Annotated in this window: 12 protein-coding genes and 1 other annotated feature; of the genes, 3 read left to right on the plus strand and 9 right to left on the minus strand. The window is 36.7% G+C overall.

Annotated elements, in window-relative coordinates; all coding sequences use genetic code 11:
• Positions 1-42: 42 nt before the first annotated feature.
• The 4 genes from IGJ04_RS06025 to recX form a co-directional block, all read right to left on the minus strand.
• On the minus strand, positions 43-528 hold the full coding sequence (locus IGJ04_RS06025; protein ID WP_002356444.1) for a hypothetical protein: 486 nt from the start codon (positions 526-528) through the stop codon (positions 43-45).
• 137 nt (positions 529-665) lie between these two features.
• Positions 666-1,790, minus strand: coding sequence for an LCP family protein (locus IGJ04_RS06030; RefSeq protein ID WP_002368824.1), 1,125 nt, complete (start codon positions 1,788-1,790; stop codon positions 666-668).
• Positions 1,791-1,970: 180 nt separating this feature from the next.
• The gene (mutY, locus tag IGJ04_RS06035; RefSeq protein ID WP_075578665.1) at positions 1,971-3,155 is read right to left on the minus strand and encodes an A/G-specific adenine glycosylase; all 1,185 of its coding nucleotides are present in this window, start codon (positions 3,153-3,155) and stop codon (positions 1,971-1,973) included.
• Positions 3,145-3,945 (minus strand): recombination regulator RecX, encoded by an 801-nt coding sequence (gene recX, locus IGJ04_RS06040; RefSeq protein WP_010713146.1) that lies wholly within the window; start codon positions 3,943-3,945, stop codon positions 3,145-3,147. Before recX ends, mutY begins: the two co-directional genes overlap by 11 nt.
• 131 nt (positions 3,946-4,076) lie before the next feature.
• Between recX and rlmD the strand changes: the two genes are divergently transcribed.
• On the plus strand, positions 4,077-5,447 hold the full coding sequence (gene rlmD, locus IGJ04_RS06045; RefSeq protein WP_341444959.1) for a 23S rRNA (uracil(1939)-C(5))-methyltransferase RlmD: 1,371 nt from the start codon (positions 4,077-4,079) through the stop codon (positions 5,445-5,447).
• A gap of 317 nt (positions 5,448-5,764) precedes the next feature.
• On the opposite strand, the gene IGJ04_RS06050 is transcribed toward rlmD, so the two are convergent.
• From IGJ04_RS06050 to IGJ04_RS06060, 3 genes are all read right to left on the minus strand, one after another.
• The gene (locus IGJ04_RS06050; RefSeq protein WP_002356434.1) at positions 5,765-6,013 is read right to left on the minus strand and encodes a GlsB/YeaQ/YmgE family stress response membrane protein; all 249 of its coding nucleotides are present in this window, start codon (positions 6,011-6,013) and stop codon (positions 5,765-5,767) included.
• A 180-nt stretch (positions 6,014-6,193) separates the two neighbouring features.
• Positions 6,194-9,316, minus strand: a complete 3,123-nt coding sequence (gene ebgA / locus IGJ04_RS06055) for a beta-galactosidase subunit alpha (RefSeq protein ID WP_438840045.1) — start codon at positions 9,314-9,316, stop codon at positions 6,194-6,196.
• Positions 9,249-10,748 (minus strand): amino acid permease, encoded by a 1,500-nt coding sequence (locus IGJ04_RS06060; RefSeq protein WP_002359464.1) that lies wholly within the window; start codon positions 10,746-10,748, stop codon positions 9,249-9,251. The genes ebgA and IGJ04_RS06060 overlap by 68 nt, the downstream gene beginning before the upstream one ends.
• A 148-nt stretch (positions 10,749-10,896) precedes the next feature.
• Between IGJ04_RS06060 and IGJ04_RS06065 the strand changes: the two genes are divergently transcribed.
• Positions 10,897-11,727, plus strand: coding sequence for an AraC family transcriptional regulator (locus IGJ04_RS06065; protein WP_002356429.1), 831 nt, complete (start codon positions 10,897-10,899; stop codon positions 11,725-11,727).
• A gap of 318 nt (positions 11,728-12,045) precedes the next feature.
• The gene (locus tag IGJ04_RS06070; RefSeq protein WP_179143011.1) at positions 12,046-12,918 is read left to right on the plus strand and encodes an LPXTG cell wall anchor domain-containing protein; all 873 of its coding nucleotides are present in this window, start codon (positions 12,046-12,048) and stop codon (positions 12,916-12,918) included.
• A gap of 262 nt (positions 12,919-13,180) precedes the next feature.
• Here the strand turns inward: IGJ04_RS06070 and rplL are convergent, their stop codons facing one another.
• Both rplL and rplJ read right to left on the minus strand, forming a co-directional pair.
• Complete coding sequence (gene rplL / locus IGJ04_RS06075) at positions 13,181-13,549, minus strand: 50S ribosomal protein L7/L12 (protein ID WP_002382519.1); 369 nt, start codon at positions 13,547-13,549, stop codon at positions 13,181-13,183.
• 62 nt (positions 13,550-13,611) lie between these two features.
• Positions 13,612-14,112, minus strand: a complete 501-nt coding sequence (gene rplJ, locus IGJ04_RS06080) for a 50S ribosomal protein L10 (RefSeq protein WP_002388423.1) — start codon at positions 14,110-14,112, stop codon at positions 13,612-13,614.
• A gap of 130 nt (positions 14,113-14,242) precedes the next feature.
• Positions 14,243-14,372 (minus strand) — a sequence feature (ribosomal protein L10 leader region).
• Positions 14,373-14,377 lie beyond the last annotated feature (5 nt).

Genomic DNA, 14,377 nt, shown 5'->3' on the forward strand with positions numbered 1-14,377 from the left:
AAGTTAGGGATAACTGCCAGATTGACAGCTATCCCTAACTTTTTACATCTTATGAACACTATGAGCGCTTTGAATGCCCTCACAGGCTTCTTTACAAGCTTGATTAATTAATAAATAAGAGGATTCTTTTTGGCGGATTCCTAATTGATATTTCAATTCATCTGTCACTTGGCAAGATTCACTTAATGCCTCTAACCAGAAAAATACTCCTTCTTTATACGTATCTAATCCTTCTAGCAAGATTTTCGTTGCTTCTTTATCATAATACGGCTCTAAATTTTTACGAAACATCATTTCTTCTGTAAAAAAACGATTCACATTATTTCGGCAAAACATATAAGTGTCACGGCCTCTCCGATGTGCAGCCTGATTACAACCGTATTCTTGAACTTCTTTAGAGATGGCTTTGAAAATTTCGTTGTATACTTCAATTCTTTGCATAATTGACAAAATGGTATCTGTATAACTAAACATAACTCCTTGCTCCCTTCCCCTTCTAAGTAACAAAAATTTGCTTGTTACTTTCATTATAAAGGGAATGTTGGGTTTATATCAAATGATACGCTGTTTCCTTGCTAAAATCCTTCGTTTTTTCCTTAGAAGAATAATAAGTAAGCGGATTATTTAATCTGTTATGTTCGGATTTTCTACACTTGGAAAATAAATTATTTTATAAAGCCATTTTCCGTTTTAACTGATGGCAACGGGCCAGTCTGTGTATTGCCAGGAACACCAATATACGTATTGCCGTTGATGGAAGTCATTTCGTTTTCCTCAGCTGCTTCATCTTGAACGGTATAATCACTTTGATATAAAAATTCACCGTTCGTATGGAAGACATAGCCGTCTTGATCTCGTTCATCTGGCTTTTCTAAATTTAAAGACACACGTAATTGATGACGGACATTTTCAATACTATCTGGATATAGTTCAACCATACTGCGCCCTTCATTACTAAAAGTGCGCCAGTCAAAAGAAAGCTGTTGTTTATCATAATTGGTCCAAGTCAAACCTTCTTTGACTAAATGAGTCAATTCATTGGAATCCACATCAGTTTGAATGTTTCCATTTAACGAATCAATAATGTCCATTATTTTCATGATTGATTGACCAGATTTCAACTTGTCTTCAACTGCTTGAATAATTTCTTGTTGTCGGAATCCACGCATAATATCGTTATCGCTATGTCTTTCACGGGCATAAGATAAAGCTTTCGTACCATCTAAATGCTGTTTCCCTGCATCAAAATGAATGGATCCTGGCCCGTCTTTGGTGACACCATCAAACGCCTGCTTGACATTGACATCTATGCCGCCAACCGCATCAATTAACTTAATAAAAGATAAAAAGTTAAACACAACGTAATGATTGATTGGAATATTCAATAATTTCTCAACGGTGTTAACAGAAGCTGTTGGTCCATCGTAGGTATAGGCGGCTTCAATTCGCTGCATCCCTTGGTAATTTTTCGCATCAATTTGCACAAAACTATCCCGTGGCAAACTTAAATAGGTTATTTTCTTCGTCTTGTTATTCACGGTAATCACCATCATAGCATCAGTCCTAGTTGTGCCTAATTTCCGTTCAATTGTATTGTCTAGACCCATGACCAAAAACGATTGACTATCTTTATTTTGCGCTTCAGTATAATCATTTTTTATGGGGACATAGCCTTTATCAATCGTTTTCTTTAAATAGCTACCCGCTACAGCAAAGTATGCTGAGCCGACTGTGACAAAAAACAAAATGATGACTAAACTAATTAAGCTGATTTTTCGCTTCCTACTCATTGGCTGTACTTCCTCTCTCTTGAAAAGTCTCCACCATCATTACTACTCCTCTAAGCAGACAAGAGACAAGTCTATCTTACCAGTCCCCTTCAAAACTAAACATAGCAGAATTTATATAGGGGTATAACCTAGAGGAAACAAAAAAGAGGGGCTTGTTTGTTTAAAAGCCTCTCTTTTTTGTTATTTATTTTTGTGTTCTTTTTTGAACAATTCCACCATTTTTTGCTGTGGTTTTGGAAAAACATACTCTGAAAATTGTTGTGCTGCCACCCATCGCTGCGACTCTAGTGTGGCTAATTCGCCTGTATTTCGGCCATAAAAGACTAAGATATGCCATTTTAAATGACTGAAAATATGAACGACTTCGCCTAAGGCACGTTTTTGCCAGACAACTGTTTCATAGTCAGCAAAAACATTGACAGGTTCTTCAGCGACCAAAGGCTCTGTTACAGGCTCTAACTCTAAAGTTAATTGTTTTTCCGTTTCTGCTGGTTGCGCCAGTTTTTGCAATTGTTGAAATTGTTTTTTGCTAATTTCTTCAATCGGAAACAGCCACATATTGGCTAACAAACCGGTTTCAGGGCGTTGTTCTAATAAAAATTCTTGCTTTTTATTTTCAATAATAGTGCCGACATAATACACATCTTTCGGCTTAACTTTTTTTGATTTGACTGGATAAGCGGTCATTTTATCTGCCTGATAGGCCGCACAATATTGCTGAAGCGGACAACTTTCACACTTAGGGGAAGTTGGGGTGCAGACGGCTGAGCCTAGATCCATTAAGGCTTGATTAAAATCCCCTGGACGCTCACGATCGATGATTTTAAGCATCGCCGCTTCAAATACTTTACGACTACTCGCTTTTGCAATATCTGCATCAATTTCAAATAAACGGCTCACTACCCGCATGACGTTACCGTCAATTGCTGGTTCGGGGAGATTAAAGGCAATACTGCCAATCGCACCAGCCGTATAGGGGCCGATTCCTTTTAAACTCCGAATATCTTCGATTGTGTCAGGCATTTTCCCACCAAATTCTGAAACAATCTGTTGCGCTGCCACTTTTAAATTACGCGCTCGTGAATAGTAGCCTAACCCTTCCCAAGCTTTCAACAACTTATCATCTGGCGCTTCCGCTAAATCTTGAATCGTCGGAAACCATTCCATAAATCGATAAAAATAATCAATGACTGTATCTACGCGAGTTTGTTGTAGCATAATTTCAGAAATCCAAATACGATATGCATCTGTATTCGCTCGCCAAGGTAAATTGCGTTTTTCTCGTTCATACCAAGCTAAAAAATCTTCCTGGAATGAACTAACTTTTGCGGGACTCCACGCCTCCCAAGGCTCTTTATTCGTCATGTTCTACTTCCTTTTCGCTAATAAATTGCTGAATCAAATCATAGTCAAACCCTTTTTGGAATAAGCTTTGTTTGACTTTTTGGACTTTTTTAGAAAAATCAAATCGCTGATTGGCACGCCATAAACGTTCGCCTTCCTTGTTTAACGCTTGTTGTTCTTGTTCTTCGTCCTTTTCAAAAGCTAAAGATTCCAAAGCTAGATCAATGATTTCATTTGTAAAGCCCTTTTGCATCAGATGCAGACGCGTTTTCTGTAGTGCATCTTTAAAACTTTTAGTTCGATAGCGTTTCATGGCCTTTTCTGCAGTTGCTATGGCAACATTAAGCTGTTCATCTAACGTATAAAAGGTCAAGCCATGCTGAATATCTTCTTCACTAATGCCTTTTTGCTTTAATTGTTGTGCCACATTTCGTGGTCCTTTATCACTGGTTCGCATAGCTGTCCGTACGTAACTTTCACTAAAAATTGCATCATCCAACAACCGCAGCTCTTCTAAACGTTGAACGATTTTTACTCGATCTTCAGGTACAATTTCTTTCTCTTTTAAATAAGTAAAAATCTCTTTCTTTGAACGTAATTGATAGCTTAAATAATTCATCGCCATTTGTAACCCGACATCATAAGAACTGGCTTTTTTTATTTCTTCTATTAAAGTATCTGATAACTCTTGGCCTTTTAGCAGACGCTGCCGTACTAAAATATCTTCCGAGACACGCAGTTTTTCGCCTGAAGATAGCCAAAGTAGATAAAATTCACCTTTATCTTTACTAATTCGTGTGATTGTTGTCATCTTATTCTCCTGCCCCTCTAAATCAGAACATATATTCTACTATACCATAGAATCCTTGGAAGCCAAATAAATAAAAATGTGCTAAAATGGGAGGAAGTGAAAAATGTGAGATGACTAAAGGATGAAAGAATATGACCCAACAACTAGTAAAAAAAGGCCAACAAATTTCTTTAAAAATTAAACGATTAGGAATTAATGGCGAAGGTATCGGCTATTATAAAAAATTAATTATTTTCGTTCCTGGGGCGCTACCGAAAGAAGAAGTGACTGCCACGATCACAAATGTTACACCAAAATTTGCTGAAGGAACCCTTCAATCTGTCAAAAAAGCTGCTAAAGATCGCGTGGTCCCTCCTTGTCCTGTCTATGAAACATGTGGCGGCTGCCAACTACAACATTTAGCCTACAAAGCACAATTAGACTTTAAAAAAGATTTATTAAAGCAGGCGCTTAACAAATTTAAACCAGCCAATTATCAAAACTATGAACTACGAAAAACAATTGGGATGGAGAATCCTTGGAATTATCGAAATAAAGCCCAATTCCAATTACGCCAAATCGATGGCCAAGTAGAAGCTGGTCTCTATCAAGCTGATTCACATCAATTAGTACCGATTGATAACTGTTTGGTCCAACAGTCTGCGACAACCAAGGTGATGAATACATTAGTTGATTTATTGAATGACTTTCAATTACCAATTTATGATGAACGTAAAAATAGTGGTATCTTTCGAACATTAATGGTTCGAGTGGGCATCCAAACTGGCGAAGTCCAAGTAGTGTTCATTACACAATCGCAGAAATTTCCACAAAAAGAAAAAATGGTTCGCGCAATTAATGAACAATTACCAGAAGTTGTTTCTATTATGCAAAATGTCCAAAATAAAAAAACCTCTCTAGTAATGGGTGATGATACCCTTCACTTATGGGGCAAAGAAAGCATTGAAGAACACATTAACGACGTTGTCTTTGATTTATCGCCGCGAGCATTTTTCCAATTGAATCCAGAACAAACGGAAGTTTTATATAATGAAGGAATCAAGGCCTTAGATTTACAACCAAATGAAACTGTTGTTGATGCTTATTGTGGCGTCGGGACCATTGGCTTAAGTTTAGCGAAACAAGCGCATCAAGTTCGTGGTATGGATACCATTCCCGCCGCAATTGACGATGCTAGATTCAATGCAAAACGACTTGGTGTTACGAACACACATTATGCTGTTGGAACAGCTGAAGACTTATTACCTAAATGGTTCAAAGAAGGCTTTAAACCTGATGCCATTGTAGTTGATCCCCCACGGACTGGTTTGGATCGTAAATTATTAACGGCCCTTTTGAAACAACCACCTAAGAAAATGGTGTATATTTCTTGTAATGTATCCACGTTAGCACGTGATTTAGTTCAATTAGCCAAAGTATATCAAGTAGACTATTTACAATCTGTTGATATGTTTCCACAAACCGCTCGTTGTGAAGTTGTCGTAAAATTAACGAGAAAATAAAAAAAGGAGCGTGGGACAAAAATCACTTTGGATTTTTGCTCCACGCTCAAAAACTGATAAACGGCGGGAACAGAACCAACACTACGCGTTGCTCCGATCTCAACAACTTCTAAGAGCTAAAGCTCTAAGAGTTGAAGGTCCTTCGGAAATAAGCCGAAATTGTTGAGAATCACGAAGAACGTAGTGATTCGATGATGAACAATACCTACTTGGTCTCCAAAAATTAAAAAGCAATTTTCGGAAATTTCTTCTTATTTCTCGGAGCTAAACGGTTCTGTCCCGACCTCCTTTAACTAATTAAACAATTATTTACTTAATTAGCTATTTTTTCGTCCGAAGAAGAATGAAACCACAGCAACTAAAATTACTGCCCCAATAATTGATGGCACAATTGCCATACCTGCTACGTGAGGACCCCAGCTACCTAAGATTTTTTCTCCGATAAATGAACCAACTAAACCGGCAACGATATTCGCAATCCAACCCATTGATTGACCTTTGCTTGTAAGCGCGCCAGCGATAGCACCGATAACAGCACCAACGATTAAAACCCATAAAGTATGCATAAAATAATTCCTCCTAAATGCTTTATCTAGCGAATAATTCGCTATGTTACTATTATGGACTACTTTTATTAGATAACAAAATAGTTTGCTTGTTTCCATGAAAAAAAAGCAATAATTTCTGATAATTTCATTAAAAAAACTCAGAACAGGAGACCGAAGTGCACTGTTCTGAGCTTTTATTTAAGAAATTGTTGGTCGTTTTACTCGTTCATGTGCGACATCCGCTGCTTGAATCTCTTTATTATTAAAAGGTGTTAAGCGGAATGCCAATTGGAATTCTTCAAACGTAGTCCGGTATTTTTCTAATTGCCACTGGCCACAAGAGTAGCTACCTAGGGCGTTTTGTTTGTAATCGATATTTAAAACAACATACTCACTTTCTTGTAATTCATTGGTATGCTTAGCAACATCTAGCGCTTGTTCTTCAAAATAAGAAACACTAAAATTATATGAATCAGCCGCTGTTGCTACTACCCCTTGGCCGCGATCATCCGTGAATGCGGACCATTTAGTCGCCATGTGGTTACCATTGGCTTGTGGAACAACATAATTAGTGAACATTTCCGCCACTGTAGCATCATAAACGCCAAGTAAACCAGCTTCTTGTGAATCTACATAGTTTTCTCTCGGCCCTTTACCGAAATATTTTACTTCTGATAGAGACTTGTCTAAATGGAGAGTCACACCCAAACGTGGTAACATATCTGGCGCATTTTCAATTTTACCAGCAGGACTACCTTTTAAGTCGAAGAAAATTTCGCCATTTGGTGCAATTAAATACTGATAGGTACATTGATAATGCCAAGCACTGTTAGTCGTTCCGTTAATTGTTTTTACGATGACTTGGATAAAATCATCAACTTTTTTCCACTCAAAAGAACGGACAATTTCATGCTCTAAATGTAAGAAATATTTCTTCTTCATTTCATCAATAATTTCCATATCATTACTGATCGGTGCCCGCCAAAATGTAAATTTCGGCCCTTTATGCAATAATTTTTTACCATCTCGTGTCACATTCGTTAAGGCACCCTTCACTTTATCAAAATTAATTGAAAAGTTTGGTCCTTCAATGTATAAATGAGGGCCAATTTCCTTTGCCATTAGCGAGCCAACTGGTGTGATCTCAATCCCTGGTGTTGCAATTGGCAACTCAAACTGTGCGGTAGCTAATTCATGACCAGCAGATGCATAGGCGGTCGTTTCTTTCAATTGATATGAAAGAGTTAAATAATAGGCGGCTCCTGCCTTTTTAGGAAAATCTAAATGATAAGGTAAGTGCAGTCTTCCTTCTGCTCTAGCAGCAATTGCTGGCACTGCTACTGTCCCTGATTGAATCACTGTTTGATCTTCAGTAATTGTATAAACCAGCTTAAAGATAGCCAAGTTTTCAAAGTCAAACCGACTCAATAATGAGAATTCACCTGACAGAACGTCAATAGCGCTAGTTGTAATGGGTTCAATGACTTTTTTGTATTCATACAAGCTAGGAGATGGCGTACGGTCAGGCATCAACATCCCATCAATACAAAAATCTTTGTTACTTGGATCATCGCCGAAATCGCCGCCATAACGATAATAAACTTCACCGTTATCTGTTACAGATTCAATGCCATGGTCAAACCATTCCCAAATAAAGCCACCTTGTAATTTATCATGAGCATAAAATAGCTCTTGGTATTCTTTTAAATTCCCAGGGCCATTCCCCATCGCATGACAATATTCACATAAAATATGCGGTTTTTTTGAATTTTCAATAATCGTATTCATCAGTAATTCTCTAGTTGGGTGTTCCAACCAAGTATACATTGTAGAATAGACATCCGTGACCTCTGCCTCAAAATCACCTTCATAATGAACCAAACGTGTTGGATCCATTTCTTTTGCAATACGGGCCATTTCAATAAAGTTATGACCAAACGCAGATTCATTTCCTAACGACCAAAAGAGAATTGATGGATGGTTTTTATCCCGTTGAATCATCCGTACCATCCGAGAAACATAAGCCGTTTCCCATTCTGGATCGTTACTAATCCAATCATATTCTCCAGTTAATTCAAAGCCGTGACATTCCAAATCAGTTTCATCAATCACATACATTCCATATTCATCGCATAAATCATAGAAATAAGCAGATGCTGGATAATGACTGGTTCGAATGGCATTAATATTAAATTGTTTCATTAAACGAATATCTTTTTCAATTTCTTCACGACTAACCACTCGACCATTTTTCGGATTATAATCATGACGATTCATTCCTTTTAGTTTAATGGCCACACCATTGACTAAGAAAGTCTCACCAGATACATGAATATTTCTGAAACCAACTTTTTGCGGAATAACTTCGACGACTTCCCCTTCAGAAAAAACAGTAATAAATAGTTGATACAAGTATGGTTTTTCAGCTGACCAAGCAGTGACAGACGGTAAACTTGCTGAAAATTCAACCGTACCTTGATTTCCTGCGACAGTCTCTTTAAGAACCGTTTTTCCCTGCTGATCCATCAACTCCAATTGAACTTGTTGTCCTTTGTCTTGCCAAAATTTACCCGTAATTGCCAAGTGGCCATTTTGATACGAATCATCTAAATCGGAAATAATAAAGAAATCTTCCAGCCCATTTTCTGGTACACCGAGTAATTCAACATCACGAAAAATACCACTTAACCACCACATATCTTGATCCTCTAAATACGTACCATCTGACCATTGATAGACTCGCACCGTTAAATCATTTTTTTCACCAATTTTAGCGTAAGGCGTAATGTCAAATTCTGCTTCATTTCGTGCACCTTTACTGTAGCCAACTTCATGGCCGTTCACCCAAACATGATAAGCTGAATCTACGCCACAAAAACGTAAAATGATTTTTTTATCGTGAAATGTTTCATCTATAGCAAATGTCCGTTTGTAAATACCTGTTGGGTTTTCCATTGGTACATACGGCGGATTAATGGGAAAATTGTACCATAAATCAGAGTAATGCATTTTGCCATATCCTTGGACTTGCCAATTTCCAGGAACAGTGATTTGATCCATTTGGCTTGTATCAAAGTCCGTCGCAAAAAAGTTTTCTGGGCTGTATTCTGGTGCTTCTAAAAAAAGAAAATGCCAGCGTCCGTTTAAATTTTTGTATGCTTGTGTATATTTATTTTCATTTAATAACGCTGTTTCTTTCGAGGGAAAGCTCGAAAAGTGTGCTCGTCCAGGCAACCGATTAATACTATCTACTTTATAATTTTCCCAAGTCTTCATAATCCATTTCTCCTTTACCAACTTCATTTTTTTCTTTTGTTTCATATCGTTTCCAACAAATCCAAGCAAAGCCCATAAAAACAATTAACCCAATGATGTTATACGCCAACATGCCCAGTGGACTAGCGGTTCCTTTCGGTAATGTGCCATTGATTTCTTCCATGATTAGTTTTGGATCCGGCACAGTTGACATAAAGAATACAAAGATAAAAATGGCTAATAAGAAAATTCCCGCAATTAAGCCAAAGGTTCGATTACCAAAGCGGAAACTTCTCGGCATTGTTTCTTTTTTCCAACGAAGCCCAATATAGGCGATTAACAAGAATAAGACAGGCACTAATGACGTAGAAGCTGTCATATTAATTAACGTTTCTAAAAAGCTATCCATATTTCCAATTCCTAATGCTGGAATGGCAACTAAAATCGTCACAATAATTCCTTGAACTAACAAAGCATTGGTTGGATTTCCCTCTTCGTTCGTTTTCACTAGCCACTTACCGAAGACCCCATCAGGAATTTCTGAGAAAAATACTTTAACTGGTGCTGCCGTCCACAGAGCCAAAGAACCAAGACTTCCGACAAATAAGATAATTCCTACTAAGCGCACCATCATTGCTGCGGGAATATGGAAATACGTACCTAAAATTTTAAAGATATCAAAAATACCATTTGAAAAATTTCCTTTTAAGACGTCCGTTGGCACTACCAAACCTACAGCAACGGCACCAAGAATATACATGATACCGACCGCAATCGTTGCACCAATCATCGTGCGGACAAACGTTTTATTGCCGCCTTTAACATCCTTAATATATACACCGATACTTTCACCACCGCCAACAGCTTGTAAAATCCACGCCATCGTCATGAAAAAAGTCCAATTAAAAGTTGGCATAATTGACGTCGTGGTAAACTCTTGTGCTGGTTCATTGCCAAAACCAAACACGACGACAAAGGCTAAAACCACAAAAGCTACGCCCATAAATAAACGAGCACCACCCGCTAAGCTAGTCACTTTCGAAATCCACGAAACCCCTTTAATACAAACCCATGTCATTAACCAAAATAACAGGATAGAAATCACTGCAATTATTTTAGTACTATGGTTTCCTTGAAAAACGTTTTGACCTAAAAAAGCGTATGAACCATAAATCAATGTATTCGGTAGTAATGAACAGAAGAAAAACAAGTTGACAAAGAAATACGACCAAGCGCCTAAAAATGCCCATTTAGGTCCTAGCACAGATTCCAACCAACTGTGAACACCTGATTCATTTTCAGAATTAGCAGAAGCAAATTCTGCAATCATTAGAATAAATGGTAAAAAGTAAAAAATAGAGCCGAATAAATAGCCTGGAATAGTTGCTAGGCCAATCTGAATACTGTTGTTAACAATGCTGGGAAAGGCAAAAACCGCTGAAAAAGTCATGAGCATCAATGCGACAGAACCTAATCGTTCCCGTGAATGTGTTGCCATTTTACTACATCCTCTCTTTATCAAATTAATTAGTACTCACACATTGTAAAACGCTTACAGTTTTTTTAAAATAAAAAATGTTGCCTATTTCTTGTAAAGATGTTGACTTTTAGAAAGCCTTTACATACTCTTATAAAGAGGTGATAGCATGCAAAATGTTTTTACAAATAATGTCAGCATCCTGATTAATGATCAACCTATTAGCCAAGAATTTCATCTTTATGAAGCTGGCTATGAAAAATGCCGTCCGACAAAACCAACTGAGTTTGCCCCTATTAATTATTGGGTTTTGCATTATTGTAGCGATGGTGAAGGCTATTTTTCAACACCCTTTATGGAAAAACAACACATTACCGCTGGCGATTTGTTTATGATTCCAGCCAATTGTCGCAATATTTATTATCCTAATCGGCAAAATCCTTGGACCTATCATTGGGTTGGTTTTGTTGGAGATCTTTCGTCTCAGTATTTAGAAAAAATAGGCCTGACTACCGAAAATTGTATTTTAAAAGGAACTGTTGATAAGAAATTAGAAAGTTTATTTAAAAATATTTACCAAGAAGCGAAGAAACATAATCATTTCGGCAGTTTAAGTGAAAGCTTTCAATTGTTGAATTATCTAGAGCATCATTCCGTTACACAGCATGAAAATCAAAGCCAACAATTATTTAACCAAATTAAAATGGCTATTCACGAAAATTTTTCAAACAATCTTTCAATTAGTCAATTAGCTTCTGAATATAACATTGATCGTAGCTATTTATTTAAGCTGTTTCAGCGTTATGAACAAACAAATCCTAGTATCTATGTACAAAACTTAAAATTGCAAAAAGCCTGTTCTCTGTTAAGAAAAAGTTCCTTAACCATCACGGAAATCAGTTTTGAAGCAGGTTTTTCTTCACCTTCTTATTTTTCAAAATTTTTCTTCCAAAAAAAAGAGATGACACCTCGACAATATCGTCAACAGTTTTTGACTTAAAATAAATTGTCATTATTCTTAAATCTGTATTTTTATCCTTTTAAAAGATTGACAAGTTTTCGTTATGCAGCATACTTGTCAATCTTTTATATAATGACTAATTTACTCGAAACTACCATTAAGCGAATACAGTACTTCTATAACCAACACCTTTGAAATATTTTGACACTAATGTAATGCTCTCTATGGATCGTTTTTTTGATAGATTAACAGTTTAAAATTTATATTTTTTATCACCTAGTATATATTCTTAAGCTTTTCTTAATATTTAATTGTTACAAAAATATTTCAAAAATGTTACAATAGGTAACGAAAGGAATGATTAAAATGAAAAAAATGTTTTTAGGACTCTTTTGTTTTGTTTCGATTACCACACTATCAGTTTCTAATGTATGGGCAGAAGATTCGGCTAATGAAGCTTCTGTGGAAAAGTCAACAGTTACTTCTTTAACTCAAGAAACTTCAGCAACAACAATTAATGCTTCAACTGATTCAACAGCACTTACAGCTGAAAGCGAGGAACTTCCATCGCTTCGTCAAACACTTCTTAATTACGTAGGTATGTATGGTTTAACAGAAACCTTGATAAATCGTTTATCTGATGACGAACTGGACTACGCAAAAAAAGTTTCGTTTCATTTTGTAAACCAAGACGTCAGTGGAACAGCGAGAATGATTACTAAATTATATGGTGAGAAACCTATCCCGGAGGACTCCTACTCTACAGATTACTCAACATTAACGATTGATGACTTAAAAAATTATTTACCTCAAATTCGACTTTCGTTAATTTATGTATATGATTTAAATAGTGATGTTGTAAATAATTTAAGCGATCAAACACTCATCGATTTAATTAATCAAGTCAAGGTAGACTACGCTAACCAAAATTATCCATCTGATGTTCGTGGCGATTATGGTTTAGCATCAATGGCAGATAAAATAAAAGCAAACGATTATACGTCAATCAATCAAAGTGCTGAAAGTGTTTCTTCGGATACTACTAATACAGAATCTACATTACAAACAACTACGAGCAGTTCTAAGAAAGCTACTACATCAAGTTCAACCGAGCACAAAAAGGGGATATTTCCCAGTACTGGCGAAAAAAAATCAGTTTTATTTACCATCATTGGAATCATCTTACTATCTTTAGTTAGTATATTCATTATAAAAAATAAAAAGAAATAGACCTACTATTCAATCATTATTTAAATACATTATTTAAATAATTTGCTTTTTATCAAATAATATTGATAACGAGAACTTATAGAAATTATCAAATCCAGAGGTTAAGATCCTCTGGATTTTCTCTTTAGCTATGAATGCTTATCTTTATTAAACAAAAAGATTATTTTGACAATCAATTCACTAACTTTACCACCATTTAAAAGCTTAATAAAAAAGAACCCTTGCCACACAAGGGTTCTCGAACATTCAAAAGTTGAATGAATTATTTTACTGTTACTGAAGCGCCAACTTCTTCTAAAGCAGCTTTTAAAGCTTCTGCTTCTTCTTTAGAAACGCCTTCTTTAACTGGTGCAGGAGCGCCATCAACTACAGCTTTAGCTTCTTTCAAGCCTAAGCCAGTTGCTTCACGAACTGCTTTGATAACTTTAACTTTTTGATCGCCAGCTGCTGTTAATTCAACAGTGAATTCAGTTTGTTCTTCTGCTGCTCCACCTGCTGCTGGTCCAGCTACTGCTACAGGAGCTGCTGCTGATACGTCAAATTTTTCTTCGATAGCTTTAACTAATTCGCTTAGTTCTAAGATAGTTGCTGTTTCTAACTCAGCAACGATGTTTTCAATGTTTAATGCCATTTTGAATTTCCTCCATTTAAATTAAAATTGTTTGTTTTTTATTTGTTTGAATTAGACTGCAATTAAGCAACTTCTTCGTTTTTCTCTGCCACTGCTTTGACAGCGTAAGCCACGTTGCGGACTGGCGCTTGTAATACAGATAATAGCATAGATAGTAAACCTTCGCGGTTTGGTAGTTTTGCCAACGCAGTAATTTGTTCCACTGAAGAAACTTTTCCTTCGATGACGCCACCTTTGATTTCTAATGCTTTTGCATCTTTAGCAAATTCGTCGATGATTTTAGCTGGTGCTACTACATCGTCGTTGCTGAATGCGACAGCAGTTGGGCCTGTAAAGACTTCGTCTAAGCCGTCTAAACCAACTTTTTTAGCTGCACGAGAAAGGATTGAGTTTTTGATGACTTTCATTTCTACGCCTGCTTCACGTAATTGTTTACGTAAGTTAGTGACTTCTTCAACTGTTAAACCACGGTAGTCCACGATTACAACTGATGCTGCTGATTCAAATTTCTCAGCGGCTGCTTGAACTAGGCTTTCTTTTTTAGCGATTGCTGCTTCACTCATTTATTTCACCTCCTGATTTTGATGGTGGAGTTGGACTTGGTTTACGATATGTAAAGTAGAAGAATCAAATGAAACTTCGCTCACTTCGTTCGCCAAGTATTGTTTTATATCGGCTTTTTTTCAAAAAGTCGTGTAAAACAACAAAACTCCATGCCACCGTAGACATAGAGGGACCGAATTGTATATAACTCAACAATTGTCCTCGGTAGGAAATTAAGACTTGCGTCACCTACTGTCTTCGGTACAGTTAATTATTAACCTCACT

The organism is Enterococcus sp. AZ050, assembly GCF_051715085.1.
In the GTDB taxonomy this organism is placed as follows: domain Bacteria; phylum Bacillota; class Bacilli; order Lactobacillales; family Enterococcaceae; genus Enterococcus; species Enterococcus faecalis.